25 protein-coding genes are annotated in these 24,197 nt (G+C 72.0%); 12 read left to right on the forward strand and 13 right to left on the reverse strand.

Going from position 1 to position 24,197, the window contains the following annotated elements; all coding sequences use genetic code 11:
• The first annotated feature begins 62 nt into the window (after positions 1 to 62).
• Positions 63 to 953 (forward strand): DUF1236 domain-containing protein, encoded by an 891-nt coding sequence (locus ASF49_RS12795; RefSeq protein ID WP_056473325.1) that lies wholly within the window; start codon positions 63 to 65, stop codon positions 951 to 953.
• Between the two features lie 60 nt (positions 954 to 1,013).
• On the opposite strand, the gene hrcA is transcribed toward ASF49_RS12795, so the two are convergent.
• Positions 1,014 to 2,069, reverse strand: a complete 1,056-nt coding sequence (gene hrcA, locus ASF49_RS12800; RefSeq protein ID WP_200930057.1) for a heat-inducible transcriptional repressor HrcA — start codon at positions 2,067 to 2,069, stop codon at positions 1,014 to 1,016.
• A gap of 279 nt (positions 2,070 to 2,348) precedes the next feature.
• On the opposite strand from hrcA, the gene ASF49_RS12805 reads away from it, so the two are divergent.
• The 4 genes from ASF49_RS12805 to hemW all read left to right on the forward strand — a co-directional run bounded on the left by ASF49_RS12805 (position 2,349) and on the right by hemW (position 5,410).
• The gene (locus ASF49_RS12805) at positions 2,349 to 2,657 is read left to right on the forward strand and encodes a hypothetical protein (RefSeq protein ID WP_056473327.1); all 309 of its coding nucleotides are present in this window, start codon (positions 2,349 to 2,351) and stop codon (positions 2,655 to 2,657) included.
• Between the two features lie 153 nt (positions 2,658 to 2,810).
• Positions 2,811 to 3,539: a ribonuclease PH gene (rph, locus tag ASF49_RS12810; protein ID WP_056473328.1), complete on the forward strand. Its 729-nt coding sequence runs from the start codon at positions 2,811 to 2,813 to the stop codon at positions 3,537 to 3,539.
• Complete coding sequence (rdgB, locus tag ASF49_RS12815; protein WP_056473330.1) at positions 3,536 to 4,168, forward strand: RdgB/HAM1 family non-canonical purine NTP pyrophosphatase; 633 nt, start codon at positions 3,536 to 3,538, stop codon at positions 4,166 to 4,168. Before rph ends, rdgB begins: the two co-directional genes overlap by 4 nt.
• A 63-nt stretch (positions 4,169 to 4,231) precedes the next feature.
• Positions 4,232 to 5,410: a radical SAM family heme chaperone HemW gene (gene hemW, locus ASF49_RS12820; protein ID WP_056473332.1), complete on the forward strand. Its 1,179-nt coding sequence runs from the start codon at positions 4,232 to 4,234 to the stop codon at positions 5,408 to 5,410.
• On the opposite strand, the gene ASF49_RS12825 is transcribed toward hemW, so the two are convergent.
• A complete protein-coding gene (locus ASF49_RS12825; RefSeq protein ID WP_056473336.1) occupies positions 5,411 to 6,625 on the reverse strand; it encodes a penicillin-binding protein activator in 1,215 nt (404 codons plus the stop codon).
• A gap of 120 nt (positions 6,626 to 6,745) precedes the next feature.
• On the opposite strand from ASF49_RS12825, the gene rsmI reads away from it, so the two are divergent.
• Both rsmI and ASF49_RS12835 read left to right on the forward strand, forming a co-directional pair.
• Entirely contained in the window at positions 6,746 to 7,714 is a 969-nt protein-coding gene (gene rsmI / locus ASF49_RS12830; RefSeq protein WP_056473338.1) for a 16S rRNA (cytidine(1402)-2'-O)-methyltransferase, read from the forward strand.
• Positions 7,704 to 8,084: a YraN family protein gene (locus ASF49_RS12835; protein WP_243214468.1), complete on the forward strand. Its 381-nt coding sequence runs from the start codon at positions 7,704 to 7,706 to the stop codon at positions 8,082 to 8,084. The genes rsmI and ASF49_RS12835 overlap by 11 nt, the downstream gene beginning before the upstream one ends.
• Before the next feature lie 2 nt (positions 8,085 to 8,086).
• On the opposite strand, the gene ASF49_RS12840 is transcribed toward ASF49_RS12835, so the two are convergent.
• A complete protein-coding gene (locus tag ASF49_RS12840) occupies positions 8,087 to 8,476 on the reverse strand; it encodes a response regulator (RefSeq protein WP_055951890.1) in 390 nt (129 codons plus the stop codon).
• Positions 8,477 to 8,800: 324 nt separating this feature from the next.
• Here ASF49_RS12840 and ASF49_RS12845 point away from each other — a divergent pair, with 324 nt between their 5' ends.
• From ASF49_RS12845 to ASF49_RS12855, 3 genes are read left to right on the forward strand one after another with little or no spacing between them, the layout of a single operon-like run.
• Complete coding sequence (locus ASF49_RS12845) at positions 8,801 to 9,721, forward strand: glycine betaine ABC transporter substrate-binding protein (RefSeq protein ID WP_431739888.1); 921 nt, start codon at positions 8,801 to 8,803, stop codon at positions 9,719 to 9,721.
• Positions 9,721 to 10,899 carry an ABC transporter permease subunit gene (locus ASF49_RS12850; RefSeq protein WP_056473341.1) on the forward strand — a complete coding sequence of 393 codons (1,179 nt, stop codon included), beginning with the start codon at positions 9,721 to 9,723 and terminating at the stop codon, positions 10,897 to 10,899. Before ASF49_RS12845 ends, ASF49_RS12850 begins: the two co-directional genes overlap by 1 nt.
• Positions 10,900 to 10,943: 44 nt before the next feature.
• On the forward strand, positions 10,944 to 11,666 hold the full coding sequence (locus ASF49_RS12855; protein WP_082511233.1) for an ABC transporter permease: 723 nt from the start codon (positions 10,944 to 10,946) through the stop codon (positions 11,664 to 11,666).
• Here ASF49_RS12855 and ASF49_RS24505 read toward each other — a convergent pair.
• Together ASF49_RS24505 and ASF49_RS12865 are read right to left on the reverse strand one after the other, a co-directional pair.
• A complete protein-coding gene (locus ASF49_RS24505) occupies positions 11,653 to 12,936 on the reverse strand; it encodes a L,D-transpeptidase family protein (RefSeq protein WP_243214465.1) in 1,284 nt (427 codons plus the stop codon). The genes ASF49_RS12855 and ASF49_RS24505 overlap by 14 nt on opposite strands.
• A gap of 70 nt (positions 12,937 to 13,006) precedes the next feature.
• On the reverse strand, positions 13,007 to 13,939 hold the full coding sequence (locus ASF49_RS12865; RefSeq protein ID WP_082511235.1) for an extensin-like domain-containing protein: 933 nt from the start codon (positions 13,937 to 13,939) through the stop codon (positions 13,007 to 13,009).
• Positions 13,940 to 14,141: 202 nt separating this feature from the next.
• On the opposite strand from ASF49_RS12865, the gene ASF49_RS12870 reads away from it, so the two are divergent.
• Both ASF49_RS12870 and ASF49_RS12875 read left to right on the forward strand, forming a co-directional pair.
• Positions 14,142 to 16,244 carry a M3 family metallopeptidase gene (locus ASF49_RS12870; RefSeq protein ID WP_056473345.1) on the forward strand — a complete coding sequence of 701 codons (2,103 nt, stop codon included), beginning with the start codon at positions 14,142 to 14,144 and terminating at the stop codon, positions 16,242 to 16,244.
• A 70-nt stretch (positions 16,245 to 16,314) separates the two neighbouring features.
• Positions 16,315 to 17,130, forward strand: coding sequence for a hypothetical protein (locus tag ASF49_RS12875; protein WP_056473348.1), 816 nt, complete (start codon positions 16,315 to 16,317; stop codon positions 17,128 to 17,130).
• A gap of 46 nt (positions 17,131 to 17,176) precedes the next feature.
• Here ASF49_RS12875 and ASF49_RS12880 read toward each other — a convergent pair whose 3' ends face one another.
• The 8 genes from ASF49_RS12880 to ASF49_RS12915 all read right to left on the reverse strand — a co-directional run bounded on the left by ASF49_RS12880 (position 17,177) and on the right by ASF49_RS12915 (position 24,095).
• The gene (locus ASF49_RS12880; RefSeq protein ID WP_056474321.1) at positions 17,177 to 17,392 is read right to left on the reverse strand and encodes a hypothetical protein; all 216 of its coding nucleotides are present in this window, start codon (positions 17,390 to 17,392) and stop codon (positions 17,177 to 17,179) included.
• Between the two features lie 168 nt (positions 17,393 to 17,560).
• Entirely contained in the window at positions 17,561 to 18,448 is an 888-nt protein-coding gene (locus ASF49_RS12885; protein ID WP_056473352.1) for an SMP-30/gluconolactonase/LRE family protein, read from the reverse strand.
• A 70-nt stretch (positions 18,449 to 18,518) separates the two neighbouring features.
• Positions 18,519 to 19,418 (reverse strand): NAD(P)/FAD-dependent oxidoreductase, encoded by a 900-nt coding sequence (locus tag ASF49_RS12890; RefSeq protein WP_056473354.1) that lies wholly within the window; start codon positions 19,416 to 19,418, stop codon positions 18,519 to 18,521.
• A gap of 132 nt (positions 19,419 to 19,550) precedes the next feature.
• Positions 19,551 to 19,892 (reverse strand): Grx4 family monothiol glutaredoxin, encoded by a 342-nt coding sequence (grxD, locus tag ASF49_RS12895; RefSeq protein WP_056473356.1) that lies wholly within the window; start codon positions 19,890 to 19,892, stop codon positions 19,551 to 19,553.
• Positions 19,893 to 19,924: 32 nt separating this feature from the next.
• Positions 19,925 to 20,302 carry a DUF29 family protein gene (locus tag ASF49_RS12900; protein WP_056473357.1) on the reverse strand — a complete coding sequence of 126 codons (378 nt, stop codon included), beginning with the start codon at positions 20,300 to 20,302 and terminating at the stop codon, positions 19,925 to 19,927.
• Positions 20,303 to 20,324: 22 nt separating this feature from the next.
• Complete coding sequence (locus ASF49_RS12905; RefSeq protein ID WP_055951915.1) at positions 20,325 to 20,561, reverse strand: BolA family protein; 237 nt, start codon at positions 20,559 to 20,561, stop codon at positions 20,325 to 20,327.
• 33 nt (positions 20,562 to 20,594) lie between these two features.
• The gene (gene purL, locus ASF49_RS12910; RefSeq protein ID WP_056473359.1) at positions 20,595 to 22,820 is read right to left on the reverse strand and encodes a phosphoribosylformylglycinamidine synthase subunit PurL; all 2,226 of its coding nucleotides are present in this window, start codon (positions 22,818 to 22,820) and stop codon (positions 20,595 to 20,597) included.
• Between the two features lie 111 nt (positions 22,821 to 22,931).
• A complete protein-coding gene (locus tag ASF49_RS12915) occupies positions 22,932 to 24,095 on the reverse strand; it encodes a hypothetical protein (protein ID WP_056473362.1) in 1,164 nt (387 codons plus the stop codon).
• Positions 24,096 to 24,197: the final 102 nt, after the last annotated feature.

The following is a 24,197-nucleotide window of genomic DNA, read 5'->3' on the forward strand; positions in this document are numbered from 1 at the left end:
TCCGTTGCGGGGGGCATCGACGTCGAGCGGCGTCTGGCGGCAATGAGAGTGGAATCGATCCCATGAGCAAGCTCTTTCGGAGCACGGTGACGGCGGCGGCCCTGGTGATTGGTGCGGCGAGCGCATTCGCGCAGGGCGGACCCGGCGGTGCCGGCGGCGGTGCCGGCGGCGGGGCGGGCGGTGGCGCTGGCGGTGGCGCTGGCGGAGCCGGAATGGGTGCCGGCGGCGGCGCCGGGGCAGGCGGCGGAGCCGGTGGCGGCGCAGGCGGTGGAGCCGGCGGCGGCGGGATGCGCGGCGGTGCGGGTGGCGGCGCAGGCGGGGCCGGGATGCGCGGAGGTGAGGCCGGCGGTGCCGGTGCGGCCGGTGGCGCACAGCGCGGCGAGGCCGGCGGAGCCGGTGCCCGTGGCGCCGAGGGCGGCGCAGGTCGCCAGGACGGCCGTTCGGGTCCGGCGGCCGGCGAACGCGGTGGCCGCGAGGACGGCGGAGCCGGGGCGCGGGGTGATCGTGACGGCAAGGCCGATCGTGACGGCCGGTCGGATCGCGACGGCAGGGCGGACCGGGATGGCAAGGCCGATCGGGATGGCAAGGGCGTTCGCGGGGACCGGGATGACCGCGGGGGCCGTGACGGCCGGGCGGATCGCGAGGGCCGAGGCGGTCGTGGCGACCGCGGCGATCGCGGTGCGGTCCGGGGTGCCTATGGCCGCCTGGGTGCGCCGCAGCGGACGGAATTCCGCCAGAGCGTGTTCCGCCGCGGCGTTCCGCGCCTCGCGGCCGGCGCCTTCGCGCTCACCGTCGGCACGGCCATCGCCCGCAGCTACACCCTCTACAACCTGCCGCCGGACATCGTCCGGATCGCGCCGGAATACGAGGATTACCGCTACGTGCTGGTGGACGACGACATCGTCATCGTCGATCCCGATACCTACGAGATCGTCGACGTGATCCGCGGCTGATCCGAGCGATCAGGATTCGGGGAGGGGCGGGGCTTCGGCTTCGCCCCTTCGCGTGTCCGCTCAACGCTTGCGGTCGAGGAGCCCGGAGACCACCCGGGCGGTGTAGTCGACCATCGGCACGATGCGCGCGTAGTTCAGGCGCGTCGGCCCGATGACGCCCACCACACCGACGATCTTCTGCGAACCGTCGCGGAAGGGCGCCGCGATCATCGACGAGCCGGAGAGCGAGAACAGCTTGTTCTCCGAACCGATGAAGATCCGCACGCCCTCGCCGCCCTCGGCCCGGGACAGGAGCTCGATCACGTCCTTCTGGGTCTCGAGGTCGTTGAACAGCAGGCGGATGCGCTCGAGATCCTCAGCCGCGCGCAGGTCGTCGAGGAGGTTGGCCTGTCCGCGCACGATGAGCTGACGGGCATCCGAGGGGCCGACGCTCACCGCGAGGCCGGCATCGACCAGGCGCTCGGTGATGACGTCGAGCTCGCGCTTCATCGCCTGCCGGCCCGATTCGATCTCCGCCCGCAACGTTCCGAGGGTCCGGCCCTGCAGGCGGGCGTTCAGGTAGTTCGAGGCCTCCTGGAGCGCGCTGGCCGGCAGGCCCGGCGGCAGGTCGAGGAGGCGGTTCTCCACCGAGCCGTCGTCGGAGACGAGCACGACCAGGGCGCGCGTCGGATCCAGGCGCACGAACTCGATGTGCTTGAGATGGACGTTGGTCTTGGTGGTCAGGACCACGCCGGCGCCGCGCGAGATGCCCGAGAGCAGCATCGAGGCCTCGGCGAGGGCGGAATCGAAGGTGTGGCCCGAGGCGGCCGCGCGCATCTGCGCCTCGATCCGCTCCTGCTCCTCGCGGCCGACATCGCCGAGTTCGAGCATGGCGTCGACGAAGAAGCGCAGGCCCTGCTCCGTGGGCAGGCGGCCGGCGGAGGCGTGCGGCGCGAAGATGAGCCCGGAATGCTCGAGGTCCGCCATCACGTTGCGGATCGAGGCCGGCGACAGCGCCATCGGCAGGATGCGGGCGAGGTTGCGCGAGCCGACGGGCTCACCGGTCGTGAGGTAGCTCTCGACGATCTGCCGGAAGATCTCGCGCGAGCGCTCGTTCAGCGCACTGAGCACCTGCATCTGCTGCGATGTCGAGAAGGGGCGGGCGGGCTCTGTCACGATCCATTCCTGAGGGGGAGAGTGTGACGATCTCCAGTGCTTTACACAATGCTTCCCGCGGTCGCCCCCCCGGGGGAGATCACGCGGCGGCGAAGAAACAGCTTGGCCGTGTGAGGCGTTCCGGGGGGTTCGTGCGTTGCTCAAGCCCATCGTCGAAGGCGGGCCGCGAGGCCGGGCCGACGACGACGGGACCCTGCCGATGTCCAGCTTGCGCGTATCGCACAGAGGAGTGACCATCCCATGAGACCCACCGCCCGATCCGGTCTGATCAAGTCCCTTGCCATCGTCCTGGCGATGGTCGGTGCGATGCTCTTCGGGGCACCACAGGGCGCCCAGGCCGCCCCCGCCATCGTCTCGTCCGAGGTCGCCGGCCCCGCCGCCACGATCACCGACGTGCAATATGGCGGCCACTGGCGCCACCACGGCCGCGGCTTCCGCCACCATCACCACCATGGCCGCCACTTCGGCCATCGTCACCACCGCCACTTCGGCCACCATTACGGCCGGCGCCACGGCCACCATTACGGTCATCGCCGCTACCGCTACTGATCCGAAGCGCGGCCTCGCTCGCCAGGCAGCGCGCCTGGCGTGTCGGGGCGCCCTTCCGGGACAGGGGCGACTCCTGCCGGATGGGGGCGACTCTTGCCGGACGTCCCCCCGAACCGTAAAGCCGCTCTCCATCACATCCGGAAGGAGAGCGGCATGCGGCCCTCGAAGCGCGCGACCGACGAACTGCGCAACGTCACCCTGGAGCGCGCCGTCTCCCGCCACGCCGAGGGGTCGTGCCTCGTCAGCTTCGGCGACACCAAGGTGCTCTGCACGGCCACCCTGGAGGAGCGTGGCCCCGGCTGGCTGCGCGGCTCGGGCAAGGGCTGGGTCACGGCCGAATATGCCATGCTGCCCCGGGCCACCCACGAGCGCACCCGGCGCGAGGTGAATTCCGGCAAGCCGTCCGGCCGGACCCAGGAGATCCAGCGCCTGATCGGCCGATCCCTGCGCGCCGTCACCAACCTTCCGGCCATGGGCGAGCGCCAGATCACGGTCGATTGCGACGTGATCCAGGCCGATGGCGGCACCCGCACCGCCGCGATCACCGGGGCCTGGGTCGCCCTGCACGACTGCTTCGCCTGGATGCGCGGCCGCTCGATGATCTCGGTCGACCCCCTGCGCGACCACGTGGCGGCGATCTCCTGCGGCATCTACAAGGGCAAGCCCGTCCTCGACCTCGACTACGCCGAGGATTCCGGGGCCGAGACGGATGCCAACTTCGTCATCACGGGCACCGGCGGCCTCGTCGAGGTGCAGGGCACCGCCGAGGGCAAGCCGTTCTCGGAGGAGGAGCTGTTCGAGCTGATGCGGCTCGCCAAGGGCGGCATCCAGTCCCTCGTCGCCCTCCAGAAGCAGGCCGTGGCGCCGGGAGCCTCCGTATGAGCGGGCACCGCATCCTCACCGGCCGCGTCGTCATCGCGACCCACAATGCCGGCAAGCTCGTGGAGATGCGCGAGCTGCTGGCGCCGTTCGGCGTCGACGCGGTCTCGGCGGGCGAGCTCGGGCTGGCCGAGCCCGACGAGACCGGCACGATGTTCGCCGAGAACGCCGCCATCAAGGCGCTCGCCGCGGCCACGGCCTCCGGCCTGCCGGCCTTCGCCGACGATTCCGGCCTCTGCGTCAATGCCCTCGATGGGGCGCCGGGGCTGTTCTCGGCGCGCTGGGCCGGTCCCTCCAAGGATTTTTCGGGCGCCATGGCGCGCATCGCCTCGGAGCTCGACAAGCGCGGCGCCACCACCCGGCGCGCGCATTTCGTCTCCGCCCTGGTCATCGCCTGGCCGGACGGGCACACCGAGACCTTCGAGGGCCGGGTCTTCGGCGAGCTGGTGCCGCCGCGCGGCGCGGGCGGCTTCGGCTACGACCCGATGTTCCTGCCCGACGGCCACGACCGCACCTTCGGCGAGATCTCCTCGGAGGAGAAGCACGGGGTCGACTGGCAGACCGGCAACGCCCTCTCGCACCGCGCCCGCGCCTTCGTGCTCCTGGCCCAGACCTGCCTGCGGCGTCCCTGAGACCGGCGCCGGGATTGCCAAACGGCGGCCCCGCGCGCACATCCGCCCCATGACGTGCGCCGCATGACCGAACCGACAGGCCCGGACCACCCGACCCGCGACGCGGGCTTCGGGGTCTACGTGCACTGGCCCTTCTGCGCCTCGAAGTGCCCCTATTGCGACTTCAACAGCCACGTGCGCCACGCGCCCGTGGACGAGAGGCGCTTCCTCAAGGCCTTCCGGACCGAGATCGCCCACGTGGCCGCCCGCACGCCCGGCCGCACCGTGTCCAGCGTCTTCCTCGGAGGCGGTACGCCCTCGCTGATGCAGCCCGCCACCGTCGCGGGGCTGCTCGACGCCATCGGGGGTGCCTGGGCCGTGGCGCCCGGCGTCGAGATCACTCTGGAGGCCAACCCGACCAGCGTCGAGGCGGAGCGATTCCGCGGCTACCGGGCCGCCGGCGTCAACCGCGTCTCCCTCGGCGTCCAGGCCATGGACGACGTCTCGCTGAAGCGGCTCGGGCGCCTGCACAGCGCGGCGGAAGCCATGGCGGCGGTGCGGGTCGCGGCGGCGCATTTCGAGCGCTACTCCTTCGACCTGATCTACGCGCGCCCGGACCAGAGCCCGGCCGCCTGGCGGGCCGAGCTCGAGGACGCCATCGCCCGGGCGGCGGAGCACCTGTCGCTCTACCAGCTCACCATCGAGCCGGGCACGCCGTTCTTCGGCCTCGCCGCCGCCGGCAAGCTGGTGCCGCCCGACGACGATTCCGCGCGCGCCCTCTACGACGTCACACAGGAGGTCTGCGACCGGGCCGGTCTGCCGGCCTACGAGATCTCCAACCATGCCCGGCCGGGCGCGGAATCCCGCCACAACCTGCTGTACTGGCGCTACGGCGAGTATGCGGGCATCGGCCCCGGCGCCCATGGGCGCCTCCTCGGGGAGACGGGCCGGATCGGCACCGTCACCGAGCGGGCGCCGGAAGCCTGGCTCGCCCGGGTGGAGGCCCAGGGCCACGGCATCGTCGAGACCGAGGCGCTGGCGGCCTCCGACCAGGGCGACGAGTTCCTGATGATGGGCCTGCGCCTGCGCGAGGGCATCGACCCGGGGCGCTACGCCGCCCTCAAGGGACGCGCCCTGGATTCAACCCGGATCGACGACCTCGTCGCCGAGGGGCTGATCGCGCGCCGATCCGACGGCCGCATCGCCGCGACGCCGGCCGGCGCGCCGGTGCTCAACGCCGTGGTGGCGGCGCTCGCCGCCTGATCAGGTCCCCGAGGGGCCGAGCGTGCGGGGAGCCGGACTGACGATGGCGGGCGCGCCGGAGCGGATCTCGTAGACCGCCAGCGCCCGGTCGCTCGGGCCGTCCGGCCGGAACCGGAAGGTCCCGTCCACGCCGGAGAAGCCCGAGGGGTTGGTCAGCGTGCTGTCGGCGAAGCGCTGCGAGCCGAACTGGCGCGACAGCGCCGCCGTCAGCGAGACCGCGTCATAGGCCAGGGTGGCGACCCGCGGCGGCACAGCGCCGAAGCGCGCTTGGTAGCGCTGCGAGAAGCCGTTGAAGCCGCCTGCGTCCGGCGCCGCGAACCAGCCGCCCTGGAGGGCGGGCAGCGCGAACACGCGGGGATCGTTCCAGACGGCGGTGCCGATCGGCCGGACGCGGCCGGGGACGAACCCGGCCTTGGTCAGGGCGAGGGCGACGGTGGCGAGACCGTCCGGCGTGTCGGGGATGAAGAGCGCGTCGGCCTGGGCCGCCGGCCCGGTGATCAGCCCGCCGAGGCGCCCGACGGCCGCGGCCGGGTTGCCGGCGGGATAGCGCTCGATCGCCACGAGCCGCGCGCCCTTGCGGGCCACCGCTTCGCGGAACTGGGCTTCGACGGCGTTGCCGTAGCTCGAATCCGGGATCATGGCCGCGAAGGACTTGCGGCCGGCGGCAACGGATTCGTCGACCACCCGGTCGACCTCGGCCTGGGGCAGGAAGCTCAGGAGGTAGGTGCCGCGCGCGGCCACCCCGGCGTCGGTCGAGAAGGCGATGAGGGGCTTGCCCGCCGCGCGCGCCACGCCGGCCGCCGCCTGCACGTTGGCCGCGAAGAGCGGGCCGAGAACGAGTTCGGCCCCGTCCGCCACCGCCGCCTGCGCGGCCTCGCGCGCGCCGTCCGGCGCGCCGCGATCGTCCTTCACCAGGATCTGCAGGTCGGGCTTCTGGAAATCCTCGATGGCGAGTTCGGCCGCGTTGCGCATCGCGAGGCCCACCGCCGAGCCCGGCCCGGTCAGCGGCACCACCAGGGCGACCTTCACCGATCCGGTGCCGATCCGTCCGCCCGCGGCGGGAACCGGCGCATCCGCGGCCACGGCGTCCGGCTGGGGCGGCGGCGCACGGTTCGAGAAGCGGCCGCCGCCATCGGGACCGCCGACGCAGGCTGCGAGCAGGAGCAGGGTCGAGATTCCGACCAGCCCCGATTTCAGCCTGTTCGCGCGCGTCATCGGTGGCCCCCCTGTCGCCGGCTGACGACCCACGCTTGCAGTCTAGGGGCGAAAAGTAAATGTGAGCCGACGCCCTCCCGTGCATTCCGCAGCGGGGGCCGATCGTGGCAAGGTCCGGCCATGACCCAGAAGATCGATCCTCGTCCCCGGCGGCGCCGCGACCCGGCCGCCACGGGCTCCGGCGCCCGCCCGCCCGCCACCTTCACGGCCTTCGGCCTCGCCGCGGAGGCCGAAGCGATCGAGCCCGGCCTGCACGTGGTGGCCACCCCGATCGGAAACCTGAAGGACGTCTCGTTTCGCGCGCTGGCGACGCTCGCCGCCGCCGACGCGGTCCTGGCCGAGGACACCCGCGTCACCCGTACGCTCTTGATGCATTACGGGATCACCACGCCGCTGGTGGCCTATCACGAGCATTCCAACGCGGCGGTGCGCGAGCGGATGGTCGCCCGGATGCAGGCCGGCGAGGCCCTGGCCCTGGTCTCCGACGCGGGCACGCCCCTCGTCTCCGATCCGGGCTTCAAGCTGGTCCAGGCGGCGATCGAGGCGGGCCTCGCCGTCACGCCCATCCCCGGCCCCTCGGCGGTGATGACCGCCATCGTCGCCGCGGGCCTTCCCACCGACCGCTTCTTCTTCGAGGGCTTCCTGCCGACAAAATCGGGTGCCCGGCGCAACCGCCTGGAGGCGCTGGGGGGCATCCCCGGCACCCTCGTGCTGTTCGAATCCCCCCATCGCCTGCCCGAGATGCTGGTCGACGCCGTCGAGGTCCTCGGGGCGACCCGCCCGGCCGCCGTCGCCCGCGAGCTGACCAAGCTCTACGAGACGATCCGGCGCGGCAGCCTCGCGGATCTCGCCGCCCTCTACGCGGAGGAGGGCGCGCCCAAGGGCGAGGTGGTCGTGATCATCGGAACGCAGGACGAAGTTCCGGACGAGGCGCGGACCGATGCCGGCATCGACGCGGCCCTCACGGCGGCGCTCGCCCGGCACTCGATCAAGGACGCCGCGACCCTGGTGGCGGAGGAGACCGGCCAGCCCCGCCGAACCGTCTATGCCCGTGCCCTGGCCCTGGCCCGGCGCGACGATGAGGGCTGAGGGCGGCGCCGCCGAGCGCCGGCGCAGCACCGAACTGCGCGGCCGCACGGCCGAGACCTTGGCGCTCCTCGCCCTGATGCTGAAGGGCTATCGCCCGCTCGGGTCGCGCTTTCGCGCGGCGGGCGGCGAGATCGACCTGATCGTCCGCCGTGGGGCGACGATCGCTTTCGTCGAGGTGAAGGCGCGGGGGACGCTGGAGGCGGCGCAGGGCGCCATCGACGCCCGCAAGGTCGCGCGCTTCTCGCGCGCCGCCAGGGCCTGGATCAGCCGGCATCCGTCGACCGACGCCGCGACGTTCCGGGCGGATGCGGTGTTCGTCTCGCCGCGGGCCTGGCCCCGGCACGTGGCCGACGCCTTTCCGATCCGGTGAGGTCAGGCGCGCGCGGCGGCCACCGCGGCGATCAGCGTCCGCTTCAGATCGGCCTGGCTGAACGGCTTCTGGACGACCGGGCGCTCCCGGAACGGCTCACGGATGCCGGCGCCGCCATAGCCCGTCGAGAACACGATCGGGAGGTTGCGCTTCACGATGGCCTCGGCCACCGGATAGATCGGCTCGCCGGCGACGTTGACGTCGAGGATGGCGACCTCGAAACTCTCGTTCTGCGCCATCTCGAGGGCGGTCGACAGACGCGCGGCGGGTCCGACCACGGTGCAGCCGAAATCGAGCAGCATGTCCTCGAGCAGCATCGAGATCGCAGCCTCGTCCTCGACGACAAGCACGCGAGCCCCGTTGAGAAGGTCTTCGTCCACTTGAGCACTCACGCCGGGGCTTCTTCCCTTCGATCCGTTCGGAATTCCGAAAATCCTTCCGCGGAAGGTCTTCGGATGTTCGCTCCCACCGTGTGCAAACGGCCCCGCGTCTCGCGAACGATCCAGGGTCCGGGCGAGACCGCAAGGCCCGCTGACCGGCCCGGCACAGATCGAGCCGTCGCCCGTTCCGCGGGGCGTGTCAAGCACCTGACGGTCGCCAGAGGCCGTCGGAGAGCATGCAATGTTACGGTCTGATACATTTGCGCGTCGCCGACACCCATCGGTAGGCAGCGCCCCCTCGGACGCCAACAACCTATGTTAATCGGACGGGCGCCTGTGCGAGACCCGACGCGGCGCCGGGCGCTGCTCTGGCTCGGCCTCTCCGGCGCCACCGCCGCCGGTCCGGTCGCGGCCGACGCGCCCCTCGTCGTGGCCTCGAAGAGCGACACCGAAGGGGTCCTCACGGGTGCGATGATCGCCCGCGTCCTGGAACGCCTCGGACTGCCGGTCCGGCGCAAGCTCGGGCTCGGGCCGACCCTGATCGTCCGCAGCAGCCTGCTGTCGGGCGAGATCTCGATCTATCCCGAATACACCGGCAACGGCGCGTTCTTCACCGGCACCGAGACCGACCCGGTCTGGAAGTCGCCGCAGGGTGCCTACGAGACGATCCGGCGGAGCGATGCCGAGCGCGGCCTCGCCTGGCTGACGCGGGCCCCCGCCGACAACACCTGGCTCATCGCCGTCAACGGGGCGCTCGCCCGGCGCGAGCGTCTCGCGACGATGGCCGACTTCGCCGGTGCGGTCCGCCGCGGCGCGATCACGCTCGCGGCCTCCACCGAGTTCGTGGAGAGTCCGGCGGCCCTGCCGGCCTTCGAGGCGGCCTACGGTTTCGCCTTGCCTCTCGACCGCATCATCAGCCTGCCCGGGGGCGACACCTCGGTGACCGCGCGGGCCGCCGCGCAGGGCATCAGCGGCGTGAATGCCGGCATGGTCTACGGGACGGACGGGGCGCTCGCGGCCCTCGACCTCGTCGTGATGAGTGATCCCCTCGGTGCCCAGATCGTCTACGAGGTCGCCCCCGTGATTCGGCAGGCCGACCTCGCCCGCCACCCGGAGATCGCCCCGGCCCTCGCGCGGGTCTTCACGCGCCTCGATGCGGAGACCTTGCGGCGACTGAATGCCCGGATCACCGTGGACGGCGCGGTCGCCGAGGCGGTGGCGGAGGACTTCCTGTCCACGAACGGATCGCTGCCGTGATGGCGAGCCTCCGACAGGGCAGGGCGCACCTGTCCGACATTCGCCCGCTCCTCGCGGCGACGGCGTGGCTCGGCGCCCTGGTCCTCGTCCTGACGCACCTGCCCCTCCTGAGCGTCGCCGAGAACCGGCTGGCCCTCGGACATCCGGTGACGGGTCTCGCAGCCCTCGGCACGACGGGCCTCGTCGTGCTGTCGCTTGCGGCCGGCGCCATCGGCCTCACCGCCGCTTCGCGGCGCAGGGCCGGCGCCGCGGCGGCCGTCCTGCTGCTGATCCTCGCCACGCTCCTGCTCGGGCAGGGGCTCGGGAGGGGCGCCGCCCTCTCCCTGGTCGGCCTTCCCCCGGCGGCCCGGGCCAGCCTCGGTTCGGGATGCTGGCTGGCGCTCGCCCTCCTCGGCGGCGCCCTCGGCCTCGCGGTCCGGCGCGCCCGCATCCCCGGCCTCGGCCTCGCCGCAGGCGTGCTCCTGAGCCTCGCCGTGGCCGCGATGGGCCACGCGGGCGCCTTCGACGCCCTCTCGCTCGCCGTCGAGTACGCGGCCCGGCGCGGGACGGTGAACGCGGCGATCGGAGAACACCTCGCCCTCGCGGGCGCCGCGCTGGTCCTCGCCGGCCTGCTGGCGGTCGGATTGTCGCCGGCATCGCGCGGGCAGGGGCTGGTGGCCCTGGTCCTCGGCGGGCTCCAGGTCGTGCCCGCCGTCGCCCTCCTCGGCGCGATGGTCGCCGCGACGGCGGCCCTCCTGCGCGCCGTCCCGGCCCTGCGCGACCTCGGCCTCTCGGCCCTCGGTCCCGTTCCGGCCGTCGTCGCCATCGCCGCCTACCTGGCCCTGCCGCTCTGGCGCGGCCTCGCCCTGGCCCTGCGGGCGCCCGACGCCGACACGCTCCTGGCCGCCGAGGCTCTCGGCCTCTCGCGCAGGCAGATCCTGGCCCGGATCCGCCTGCCGATCGGGGCGCCGATCCTCGTCGGCGCCGTCCGAGTCGCCGCCGTGCAGGGCCTCGGCCTCGCCACCCTCGGCGCCCTGGTCGGCGCCGGCGGCCTCGGGCGCATCGTCTTCGACGGCATGGCGCAGTTCGCTCCCGACCTGATGCTCCTCGGGGCGATCCCGGTGGTGGCGCTCTCGCTCCTGGCCGAACGGGGACTCGGCCGGCTCGAGGCGGCCGCGCGGCGGCGGTGGCACGCATGAGGATCCGGCACACGATGGGAACCCGGGACAGGAAGCGTCTCCGGATGTCGCCCGCCCTCGGTTTCGCCCTGACGGGTCTGGCCCTGGCGGCCGCCAGCCATCCCGCCATCGCCGCCTGGATCACCGAGGCGCTGGGCGAGCCCGCCCGCCGCCCCCTGGCGGTGGGACGTCTCCTCGAGCTGGCGCGCGCGCACCTCGTCCTGGCCGGGACCGGCCTCGCCCTCGTGGCCGTCCTGGGCATCGGCCTCGGAATCCTGGTGACGCGGCGCTTCGCCGAGCCGTGGCGCCCGGCCATCGACGGCCTCGCGGCGGCGGCGCAGGCGGTCCCGCCGGTCGTCGTCGTGGCCCTGGCCTTGCCGGTGCTCGGCTTCGGCGGGCCGCCGACGCTGCTCGCCCTCGTCGCCTACGGCATCATGCCGGTGCTGCGCGGGACGGCGGGCGCGATCGCCGGCGTGCCTCCCGATATCCGCGAGGCCGGACGGGCGATCGGCCTGAACCGGCTCCAGATCCTGTGGCGGATCGAATTGCCCCTCGCCGCGCCCGACATCGTCGAGACCCTGCGGACCGCGCTGGTGCTGGCCATCGCCACGGCCGCCGTCGGCGCCCTGGCTGGTGCCTCGACCCTGGGCACGCCCATCGTGGCCGGCCTGCAGAACCAGAACACCGTCGCGATGCTCCAGGGCACCGCCGCCACGGCCGCCCTGGCCTTCCTCGCCGACGCCGCGCTCCTGGCGGGCGTCGGCCGGTGGCGGTCTACTCGTCCTTGAACACCACCTGCGCGCCGCGGCTGACGCGGTTGGCGAGATCGCGCGCGTCCCAGTTCGTCAGCCGGATGCAGCCGTGGGATTCGGTCTTGCCGACCTTCTCCGGCTCCGGCGTGCCGTGGATGCCGTAGGACGGGATCGACAGGTCGATCCAGACCACGCCGACCGGGTTGTTCGGCCCCGGCGGGATCGTGAACTTGGTCTTCGCCTTGACCCCGGCGAACTGGTATTTCGGGTTGTAGGTGTAGGTCGGCGCGTAGGCGACGCCCGCGACCTTCGCCTCGCCGGACGGCGCCGGCTTCTCCTCGCTGCCGATCGAGGCGGGGTAGAACGCCACCAGCGTCCCGTCCTTGTCGAAGGCCCGCACGTTGCGGCTCTCCTTGTCGACCTCGATGCGGGTCACGTCCTTGGTATCGCGATCCTTGAGATCGGGCGCCTGGGCACCGGCATCCTTCGCCTCCGCGGCCTTGCCCGCGTCGCGCCTGGCGTCCTTGCTCGTGTCCTTCTTGCCTGCCTCCTTCTTGCTCGCTTCCTGGGCCTGCTTCTTGGCGGCCTTCTCCTCCGCCGTCGGCTTGCCGGTCTCCAGCGGCTTCACCGCCGCGACCAGGATCGTCGTGCCGGCCTTGCCGAAATCGGCGTCCGGATTGAGCGCGCCTAGGAGATCGGGGGACATGTGGAAGCGCTCGGCCAGCATCTCGCGCGGGCTGGTGTAGCCCAGGGCGTCGAGGTCGGCCTGATCCTCCATCTTCGGCGGCATCTTCTCGACGAAGGGGCCCGCCACGTCGGCCTCCGTGATGGCGTACGCGGTCAGCACCGGATCGCGGCTGGTGGCCTGCAGCCTGTCGGCGAGGTCGGGCTTGATCTCCGTCTCGGGTTTGAGGCCGTTGGCGGTGGCGAAGGCCGCCAGGGCGCCGCGGAGGTTGTCGCCGTCGCGCCCGTCGATGGCGCCGGGCGAGAAGTGCGCCCGGTCGAGAAGGACCTGCGCCTTGATCAGGGCAGGCTCGGGCCGCTTCGCGCCGCTGCGCCGGGCCGCCTCGCCCTTGTCCGCCTTCTTCGCGTCGCTCTTCTTCGCCTCGCCATCCTTGGCATCGGGCTTCGTCGCGTCCTCGGCCGGTGCCAGCGCGGCGGATTCCACCGCCTCGCGCGTCAGGGCCGGCGCCTCGGCCTTGCCCTTCGTCTCGGCGCGCGCTCCGCCCGCCAGCGTGACCAGGATCAGGACCGCGAGGCCGCCGATGGCCCGCCCGCCGATCCGTGTCGAAGGATACCTGATCACCGAAGAACTCCCGCGCTATCCGCCTGATGGCGCAGAAGTAAGCGCGCTGGGGCGGTCAGCGTTCCGCCCCTCACTGACACAGGCGGTGGCCGGCATTGCGCTGCCGCTCGTCGAGGTGGAGATGGTTGGCATGCGCCGCATCGGAGCCCGGCCCGAGGACCGTGCGGAAGAAGTCGCAGGCCCGGCCCCGCACCGCGGCGAGGAAGGTCGCCTCGGGCGTCCCCTCGGGCGCGGCCAGGACGGAGATCGCCGGGCGGCTGGCGAAGGTGAAGCCCATCACGTCGACCCCGTTGGCGAAGCTGTGCTCGCTCAGCTTGGCGTCGGGATCGTGGTTCTGGCCCCGGCATTCGTAGGAGGTGCCGATCGTCAACCCCTTCAGCGGCTGGCCGAGGTCGCGTTCGGCGGCGACCTGCGCCTCCGTCGCCCAGCGGGCGAGCGATTCGGCCGCCGAGCAGACCAGGGTCACGGGTGGCGTCAGCGCGAGGTCGTCGGCGAGCGCCGTGACCCTGAGGGGCTTGGCGGCCCCGCACTGGCCGTTCGTGATGGCCGGCAGGGGTTCGAACCGGGCGCCGAGGCGCTCCAGGCGGCGGCGGCAGGCGCTGTCGTCGACGGGCGCGACGGTGAGCGCGAGCGCGGGGGCCGAGAGATCGGCCGGCCGCGGCGGCGGGGCCGGCACCTCGGCGCCTTCCGGCGGCTTGACCGGCTCGGGCTCGCGGGCCTTGGCGGAATCCGTGGACGCCGGGATCGCGGGCGCCGAGGTCGTGGGCACGGAGAGTTCGGGCGGGCGCTCGGGCGGGCGCGGGGCCTCGGCCGGTACCGGCGCCGGGGTCGCGAGTTCGGGCGGGCGCTGGGGCGGCTCCGGCGGCGGCATCGGGATCGCCGTGGCGTCGGAGGGCACGCCCCTCGGCTCGGCCAGCGCGGCGCCGGACAGGGCGCCTGGGCCGGACAGGGCGAGGATCGCGGCCGCGGCGAGGCGCGTGGCGAGGCGGTGGCGCAGGGGCATCTCGTTCCCGATCTGGTCCGTCGAAACTGGTCCGTCTCGGCGGACGGCCTGTAACGGCCGAGACGACCGCAGGGTTCGAACGGGCGGAAGCGTGACGGATGACGCCCCGCGACGCCGCCGACCGCGCCCACGGCTTTGCGCTTCGCGCCCACGTGCTTACCTTGCGGCGCGACGCGCGACGAACCGCTCGAAGGAACCGCGAATGACCATTGGCACGCCCGACGCTCCCCAGGAGACCGCCCAGCAGATCGCCAACGCCCCGGCGCAGATCGGGCCCTTCGCGGAGCGGACCTGGTCGACGCCCCACGGGCTGCCGCCCTTCGAGCGGATCGCGCCGGCCCATTACCTCCCGGCCTTCGAGGCCGCGCTCGCCAGCCATCGGGCCGAGATCGACGCCATCGCGGCGGAGACGAGCCCGGCGCGCTTCGACGACACCGTCGCGGCCCTGGAGCGGGCCGGGCACGACCTCGACCGCGTTGCCTCGGTGTTCTTCAACCTGAGCGGCAGCCACACCAATCCCGAGCTCCAGGCCGTCGAGCGCGCCATCACGCCCCGTCTCGCCCGCCACGGCAGCGCGATCTACCTGAACGCGGCCCTCTGGGCGCGCATCTCCGCCGTCGATGCCGAGGCCGAGGGGCTCGGGCCGGAGGAGCGGCGGGTGCTCGACCGCTACCGGACCCGCTTCCGCCGCTCGGGCGCCGACCTCGCGCCGGAGGCCAAGGCCCGGATGGCCGAGATCGCCGCGCGTATGGCCGAGCTCGGCACCACCTTCAGCCAGAACCTCCTGGCGGACGAGAGCGCCTTCGCGCTGCCCCTGGAGAGCGAGGACGACCTCGCCGGGCTGCCGCCCTTCCTGCGCGCCGCCGCCGCCTCGGCCGCCCGCGAGCGCGGCAGCGCGCACGGCCACGTCATCACCCTGTCGCGCTCGCTGATCGAGCCGTTCCTGGTCTTCTCCACCCGCCGCGACCTGCGCGAGAAGGCCTACGAGGCCTGGACCCGCCGCGGCGAGGGCGGCGGCGCCACGGACAATCGCGGCATCATCGCCGAGATCGTCTCCCTGCGGGCCGAGCGCGCGCGCCTCCTCGGCTACGACAGCTTCGCGCATTTCAAGCTCTCGGACACGATGGCCGGTTCGCCCGACCGGGCGATGGACCTGCTGCGCAACGTCTGGACGCCGGCCCACCACCAGGCCGCCGCCGAGCGCGACCGGCTCCAGGCCCTGGTCCAGGCCGAGGGCCACAATTTCGACCTCGCCAAGCACGACTGGCGCCACTACGCGGAGAAGCTGCGCCGGGCCGAGCACGACCTCGACGAGAGCGAGATCAAGCCGTACCTGCCCCTCGACGGCGTCATCGCGGCGGCCTTCGACACGGCCGAGCGGCTGTTCGGCCTGCGCTTCACGGAACTGCCCGACGTGCCGCGCTACCATCCGGACGTGCGCGCCTGGGCCGTGCGCAACGCCGACGGCTCGGAGGTCGGCCTGTTCCTCGGCGACTATTTCGCCCGCGCCACGAAGCGCAGCGGCGCCTGGATGAGCGCCTTCCGCTCGCAGGAGCGACTCAACGGCGACATCAAGCCGATCATCGTCAACGTGATGAACTTCGCCAAGGCCCCGGAGGGCGAGGCGACGCTGCTCTCCTTCGACGATGCCCGCACCCTGTTCCACGAATTCGGCCATGCCCTGCACGGCCTCCTGTCCGACGTGACCTACCCGCTTCTGGCGGGCACCGCGGTCGCGGGCGACTTCGTCGAATTGCCGTCGCAGCTCTACGAGCACTGGCTCGAACAGCCGGAGGTGCTGCGCAAGCACGCCCGGCACCACCGCACCGGCGAGCCGATGCCGGAGGATCTGCTGAAGCGGCTGCTCGCGGCCCGGACCTTCAACCAGGGCTTCGCCACCATCGAGTACACGTCGTCGGCCATCGTCGACATGACGCTGCACCTGTCGAGCGGCGGCGAGGACGGCCTCGACGTGACCGCCTTCGAGGCGGACGCCCTGAAGCGCATCGCCATGCCGGCGGAGATCTCGATGCGGCACCGGACGCCGCACTTCGCGCACATCTTCTCGGGCGACGGCTATGCCGCCGGCTACTACAGCTATCTCTGGTCGGAAGTCCTCGACGCCGATGCGTTCGACGCCTTCCGCGAGGCCGGCGACATCTTCCATCCCGAGACGGCGGCCCGGCTGCGCAAGTACGTGTACGGGGCCGGCAACCTGCGCGATCCGGGGGAGGCCTACACCGCCTTCCGCGGCCGCCTGCCGAGCATCGACCCGCTCCTGCGCCAGCGGGGGCTCGCGGCCTGAGAACAGGGTAACGGTTTCGTAAAGAAACAGCCTTAACCAATGCTTCCTGCCCCATCAGGAAGCATTGGTCATGACGGATAAGGTCCTCGCGGCGTCGGCGGAACCCTCGCCCGACACCCTGCTCAAGCAAGCGATCCTCGGCGCCCGCGCCTCGGCCGAGAAGACCGCGGCGCCGCCGACCGAGACCGCCACGGCCTGGGCGGGCAGGTTCCGCGTCGAGCCGCGCCTCCTCGCCATCGCCGTCGCGAGCCTCGGTCTCGGGGCGCTCCTGGGCGCGGGCGCGATGGGCCTGGCCGCCCCGCGCGGCTCGGAAGGCGGCGAGACCCTGGCGCAGATCCGCCACCAGATCGAGATCGGCCGCACCGAATCCGAGCGCCAGGTCGAGCGCCTGGTCAAGGGACTCGCGCAGCTTCAGGACAATGCGGAGGCCGCCCGCACGGAAGCCAAGGCCCGCCACACGAACCTCGCCGAGCGGCTCGGCCGGGCCGAGCAGAGCCTCACCACGAAGCTCGCCGCCACCGGCGACCGCCTCGAACAGGCCGAGAAGGACCAGACCGCACGATTGGCGGCCCTCACCACGCAGATCGAGAAGCGCGCCGCCGCTCCTGTTCCCGCCGCGGCGCCGCAGGCGGCCAAGGCCCTGCCAGCGGAGCCCACCGAGACCGGCACGATCCCGGACAAGCCGAAGCCGTCACCGGCCGAGGGCTGGGCCGTGCGCGAGGTCTACGACGGCGTGGCGGTGCTGGAGGATCGCAAGCGGCGACTGGTCGAGGTCGGCCTCGGCGACACCGTTCCGGGCGTCGGACGGATCGAAAACATCGAGCGGCGCGGCAAGACCTGGGTCGTGGTGACGAAGCAGGGCACGATCACGCCGCAGGCGTGGTGAGATCGAAGCAAGCCGATGCTACCGGCCGGAGAGGCGCGGTGCGAGCCTAGGAAGCTTGTGCCTCAATCTCGGTCTCGGCGCTGCGCACGGGAAACCGCGGCTCGATCGTCAGCGGATCGGCGATCATCGAACCGCGGGCCGCACGGTTGCGGCCGTGGGTCAGTGCCCGGGTCTGCGCCTCCGCGGACGGATGCAGAATCGCCGTCAGGAAGGCAAAGCCTTCGAAATCGGCATCGAGGTTCTTGGCTTCGAACACTGGCATGGCGGTCACCGGACCCGAGGTCCTGAATGGCTCCCGGAAGGGAGCCTCAAGACCCGTCATTGGCAGATAATGTGGACAACGGCAATAAGTTCCGAAAGCCGACGATTATTTACCCTTAATTTACGTATGCCCGGCGCCAAAGGTTAACGCCGTGTGGCAGCGCACCCATTACAGTGTTCGCGCGTCGCGGTAGATTCCGGACGGCAGCCCGGCGACCTCGGTCTCGACGGCGAAGAGGTGGCCGGCCATCGGGTCGATCCTGGGGTCGCGGCCACGCGTTCCGGTGGTGATGAACAGGGTCGTGAGGTCGGGTCCGCCGAAGGCGCACTTGGTGACGAGCGCGGTCGGGACCGGCAGGACGCGCTCGATCTGGCCGTCCGGATCGTAGCGGGTGATGCGCGATCCGCCGTAGTGGCAGACCCAGAGATGCCCCGCCGCGTCGACGGTCAGGCCGTCGGGCTTGCCCCAGCCCGATTCGAAGACGGCGAAGGGCCGGGGTGGCCCGATCCCATCGTCATCGACGCGATGAACCCGGATCAGCCCCTCGGTGGTATCGGCGGTGTAAATGCGGCGGCCGTCGGGCGTCACCACCGGGCCGTTCGAGACCACCACCCGGCCGCCGGAGGCATCGAGGCGCCCGCCATGCCAGCGGTGGAAGGTGCCGGTCGGCTCCGCCTCGGCGTCGTCCATGGTGCCGAAGTACAGGGCGCCGTCCGGCCCGACATAGCCGCTGTTGAGCCGGTTTCCCGAGCGAGGAGCGTCGGGCGTGATCAGGGGGCGTCTCCGGCCGCTCTCGAGGTGCAGCAGGGCGATGCCGGATTCGAATCCGGCGAGCAGCGTCTCGGGATCTTCGGTGAGGAGCGCGAAGCCGAGCTTCTCGTCCTGCGGATGGTGCTGCGTCGCCCCGCTCGCCGGGTCGTAGCGCCAGATCGTCGGCTTCTCGACATCCACCCAGACGAGGGTGCCCGACCGGGCGTCCCATGTCGCCTCCTCGCCGAGTTCGCAGCCGCAGGGAACGGCGATGCGCGGCGTGTGCGGATGGACGCTGACGGTCATCGTATCTCGGACTCCGGGGGCAGGTGGCTCGATCGGCGAGGGCGGCGACGGTCCCGTCGCGCGGCTCCGGTCAGGCGACGTCCTCGCGCAGGAGCTCGGTGTTCGCCGCGAAGGCCGCCATCGCGCCCTCGGCGGCGGCGACCACGGCGAACTGCACCCGACGGGAGGCGTCGCCCGCGACGAACAGGCCGGGCACGTTGGTGGTCTCGTATTCGCCGGTGGGCACGACGCCCTTGTGGGTCAGGTCGCAGCCGAGCTGGGTGATGAGGTCGGAGGGGTCGCAGGGCATCGGCATCAGGAAGACCGCGTGGCAGGGCAGGGCGCTGCCGTCCGTGAAGCGGATGCGCTGCGGCTGGCGTCCATCGCCCTCCAGGCGCCGGATCGGCGTCTCCACGATGCGGACGCCATGGCGGCCGAGGCGCTTCCGGTCGTGCTCGGACAAGTCGGTCGGATGGGCATCGGTGCAGAGGGTGACGTCGTCGCTCCAGACCGTCAGCTCCAGAGCCATGCCCTTGGCGGCCTGGCCATGGGCATAGACCACGAGGGGCCGGTCCCGGTTCTCGTAGCCGTCGCAATAGGGACAGGAATGGACGCCGTGACCCCAATAATCCTCGAAGCCCTCCACCGAGGGCAGGGCCTGGTGCAGGCCCGTGGCGAGGATCAGCTTGCGGGTCGTCTCTCGGGTCCCGTCGGCGAGCAGGACCGAGAAGCCGTCGTCCCGGCGCTCGGCTCGCGTGATCTCGGCCTCACGCCGCTCCACGGTCGGGTAGCGGGCGAGATCGGCCTCGGCCTGCGCCCGCAGTTCCAGGGGTGGGGTTCCGTCCCGCGTGAAGACGCCCCAGCTTCGCGGCGTGACCGCGTTGCGCGGATGCCCTGCATCGCAGAGCAGGACGTTGCGGCGGCAGCGGCCGAGGATGAGCGCCGCGTTGAGGCCCGCGGGGCCGCCGCCGACGATGATGACGTCGCGCATGTCGTGCCGCTCCCCGGTCCGGACTGTCCGAGGCTCAACGGCTCGACCGGGGCGGATGTTCGGTCGCCTGCCCCGCGGACAGGAAAAAGGGCGCTTCCGCGCCCTCGTTCCGTCCCGCAGGGGTGACGCGCCTCAGGCGGCGGTCGGCGCCTTCACGGGGATGCCCTTCTCGGACAGGAACTGCTGCAGCTCGCCCGACTGGAACATCTCGCGGGTGATGTCGCAGCCGCCGACGAATTCGCCCTTCACGTAGATCTGCGGGATCGTCGGCCAGTTGGAGAAGGCCTTGATGCCGTCGCGGATCGCCATGTCGTCGAGGACGTTCACGCCCTTGAACGGCACCTCGAGGTAGTTGAGGATCTGCACGACCTGGCCCGAGAAGCCGCACATCGGGAATTGCGGTGTGCCCTTCATGAACACGACCACGTCCTGGGACTTGATCTCGTTCTCGATGGTGGTGTTCGCGTCGCTCATGGTGTCTCGATCCTCTAACGTGTGACGCTGATCTAATGCTGGTCGGGCGGCCGGTTCAAGGTCGCGGCCAAGCGTTCGAGCGCCCAATCCATCGTGAAGGTCTCGGCGACGAGTTCGCCCGGGGTGAACGGCATCCTGCCGGGCAGGCCCGCGACACGACGATCGTCGGACGTCCGACGCGATGCTTCCGCCTGGAGTCGGGCCGTTTTCGGGACATGGACGAGGGTCTGGAGCAGTTGCCGCTCCGCCGCGTCGATCTGCGAGCGCCCCGCGCTCTCGATCTCCCCGGCGACGTTCTCCCGGTCCACGATGTTCGCCGGGTCGGGCCGCCGCGCGAGTTCGCGCAGGGTCGAGGCCTGCTGCTCGGCCCAAGTCACGCTGTCGTCGTCGTAGAGGCTCGGCTGGTCCATGCGGTCCGCCTCCGGAGGGGCCTCAATCCTGCGGGACGCCCGTGGTCAGCGCAAGGGCGTGCAGTACGCCCCCCATCCGCCCCTGGAGCGCGCCGTAGACCATCTGGTGCTGCGCGACCCGGGTCTTGCCCTTGAAGGCCGAGGACAGCACCGTGGCGGCGTAGTGGTCGCCGTCGCCGGCCAGGTCCTTGATCTCGATCCGGGCGTCGGGCAGCGCCTCGCGGATCATCGCCTCGATCTCGCGCGCATCCATCGGCATCGGGTTGGCTCCTGACGATCGGGAAAGGGGGCTTCAGGCGGGAACGCCCGCCGGCTGGCTCGCCATGTAGGCCGGCAGCCAGCCCTCGTGGGTCTCGCGCAGCTCGGCCACCGATATGGTCTCGCCGTGCGGCAGGGTCAAATGGTCGTTGCCCGTCACGCCGATCACCGCGGCCGGCACCCCCTGTGCGGAGGCGCTGTAGAGGAGGTCGGGCGCGGTCTCCGGGTCGACGGCGAGGAGGTAGCGGGCCTGGTCCTCGCCGAAGAGGTAGGCGTGGGTCGGCACGCCCGGCGGCACCTCGGGAATGACGGCGCCGATGCCGCCGGCCATCGCCATCTCGGCGAGCGCCACGGCGAGGCCGCCGTCGGACAGGTCGTGGACGGTGTCGACGAGCCCGGCTGTGATGAGCCCGCGCACGAAGTCGCCGTTGCGGCGCTCGACGGCGAGGTCGACCGGGGGCGGGGCGCCCTCTTCACGTCCGGCGACGACCGCGAGGTAGACCGACTGGCCGAGCCAGCCGGCGGTCTCCCCGATCAGCACGAGGACGTCGCCGGCGCGCTTGAGGTCGAGGGTGGCGTGCCGCGTCACGTCGTCGAGGACGCCGACGCCGCCGATGGTCGGGGTCGGCAGGATTCCGACGCCGTTGGTCTCGTTGTAGAGCGAGACGTTGCCGGAGACGACGGGGAAGTCGAGGGCCTTGCAGGCCTCGCCGATGCCCTTGAGGCAGCCGACGAGCTGGCCCATCACCTCGGGCTTCTCGGGGTTGCCGAAATTCAGGTTGTCGGTGATGGCGAGCGGGCGTCCGCCGACCGCCGTGATGTTGCGCCAGGCCTCCGCCACGGCCTGCTTGCCGCCCTCGACCGGATCGGCCTCGCAGTAGCGCGGCGTGACGTCGGCGGTCATGGCGAGGCCCTTCGGGCCATCCTCGACGCGTACGATCGCGGCGTCGCCGCCCGGCTTCTGCACGGTGTTGCCGCCGATGAAATGGTCGTACTGCTCGTAGACCCAGCGCTTCGACGACAGGTCGGGCGAGCCGACAAGGCGCTTCAGGGCCTCGGCGCTGCCCACCCTCTCGGGCACGTCGGCGGCGGCGAGCACCGGCTGGTGCGTGTTGGCGATGTGGGGCCGGTCGTAGAGGGGCGCCTCGTCGCCGAGCTCCTTGATCGGCAGGTCGGCCATGACGACGCCGTCATGCTTCACGACGAAGCGGAGCGTGTCGGTGGTGTGGCCGATGATCGCGAAGTCGAGGCCCCACTTCACGAAGATGGCCTCCGCCTCCGCCTCCATGCCGGGCTTGAGCACCATGAGCATGCGCTCCTGGCTCTCGGAGAGCATCATCTCGTAGGCGGTCATGCCGGCTTCGCGGGCCGGCACCTTCTCGATGTGGAGCTCGACCCCGAGGTCGCCCTTGGCGCCCATCTCGACGGCCGAGCAGGTCAGGCCGGCCGCGCCCATGTCCTGGATCGCGATCACGGCGCCCGAGGCCATCAGCTCGAGGCAGGCCTCCAGCAGCAGCTTCTCGGCGAAGGGGTCGCCGACCTGCACGGTGGGGCGCTTCGACTCGGAGGCGTCGTCGAACTCCGCCGACGCCATGGTGGCGCCATGGATGCCGTCGCGGCCGGTCTTCGAGCCGAGATAGACGATCGGATTGCCCACGCCGGTGGCGGCCGCATAGAAGATCCCGTCGGTGCGGGCGAGGCCCACCGCCATGGCGTTGACGAGGATGTTGCCGTCGTAGCGCGGGTGGAAGCCCATGGCGCCGCCCACCGTCGGCACGCCGAAGGAATTGCCGTAGCCGCCGATGCCCGCGACCACGCCGGAGACGAGGTGGCGGGTGCGCGGATGGTCCGGCGAGCCGAAGCGGAGCGCGTTCAGGGCCGCGATCGGGCGCGCGCCCATCGTGAACACGTCGCGCAGGATGCCGCCGACGCCGGTCGTCGCGCCCTGGTAGGGCTCGATGAAGCTCGGGTGGTTGTGGCTCTCCATCTTGAAGACGCAGGCGAGCCCGTCGCCGATGTCGATGACGCCCGCGTTCTCGCCCGGCCCCTGGATCACCCAGGGCGCCGAGGTCGGCAGGCCGCGCAGGTGCTTGCGGGAGGACTTGTAGGAGCAGTGCTCGTTCCACATCGCCGAGACGATGCCGAGCTCGGTCAGGGTCGGGTCGCGCCCGATCAAGCCACGGAAGCGCTCAAACTCGTCCGGCGTCAGGCCGTGCTGGCGGACCAGTTCGGGGGTGATCGGAACATCGTTGCGGAACATGCGACCCTCTCGGCACCGCCCCCGTCCGGGTCCGGCCGTGCGTGACGGCTCTAAAGCGGAACGCCGCGCCCTGGCAACACGCGATCGCGGATCGGGCCCGCTCCCGGGGGGTTAATCCGCCGGCTCTTCCTCGAAGAACCGGCCCTTGGGCTGCTCCTTCACGTCGCGCCAGCGCCGGATCAGGTCGTGGACCGGCTCCGGGCCGGCCACGAAGGCGATGTAGTCGAACGCCTCCGGGTCGCGGCTCGACATCAGCAGTTGGAAGTGCATCCGGAACAGGTTCCACTTGCGCCGCGCGATGATGCGCTTCTCGATCAGGTCCTCGATCCGGACGTGGATCTCGACGGGGCGATGGGCGAAGGGCGCCGGCAGCTTCGAGGCGGTGAGCGGGTTGCGCTGGTGCACCGAGAGCCAGTCCCACTTCGCCCGCACGTCGAGCCAGCGGATGGCATCGCTCGCCGCCACGCGGGCGAGGGCGCCGCGCGTCTCGGCGGCGCGGGGGTCGAGGGTGATCCAGGGAATTACGCTGCCGATGCTGACGAAGGACACCGCCGTGCCGCGCCGGCCGAATTCGGGATCGGCGGTGAGCACCCGGTCCAGGGCCTCGAGGCCGAGGAAGCTCGACGAGGAATGGCCGATGACCACGATCTCGGAGGCCTTGCCCTCCGCCCCCCGGATGATCGCCGCGAAGGCGTCGAGCCGCGCGCGCATGCGGGTGTCGCCGCCGGCGGCGTGATCGTGGGTGAAGGCGGTGTCGTCGACGAGGTGGGCCACGTAGAACGGCTTGCCGCGGGTCGCCCACATCAGCAGGGAGAGGAGCCCGTAGGCCAGGACCGGGATCGCGAGGAGCTTCCAGGTCCAGTCCAGGCCAGGCACCAGGGCGACCGCGCCCGCGGCGAGGCCGAGGCTCAGGACGACCAGGAACAGGTAGATCAGGTGAACTCCGAAGATGACCCGGGCGAAGCGCCGGGCCTCGCGGCGAAAGGGCCGGATGTAGCCGGACCGGATCAGGCGCCACCACAGGGCCGGCACGGCGAGGAGCCGGCGCCCGTTCGAGCGCGGGAAGCGGGCGCCGACGATGTCGTCCCAGCGGAGCAGGGTGTAGCGCGTCGTGTGCCCGTCGAGGTCGACCCGCCAGTCGACGGCGAGTCCGTCGGCCGTCCGCTCCGGGTCCCCGACCGTGATCGTCAGTCCGCGGCGGACGGCCGTCAGCCGGGCCTCGCGCCGGAACAGGCCCCAATAGGTCTCGGGTTCGCGGGGGTCGAACCCCGGCATGTAGAAGACCTGACGGGCGACCGTCGCGGGCGGCGCTGAAGGCGTGATGATGAGAGACCCGTTCGATTCTTGGCTTGCGATCCCTGCCGCGCCCGTCCCCTA

The organism is Methylobacterium sp. Leaf104, assembly GCF_001422885.1.
In the GTDB taxonomy this organism is placed as follows: Bacteria; Pseudomonadota; Alphaproteobacteria; order Rhizobiales; family Beijerinckiaceae; genus Methylobacterium.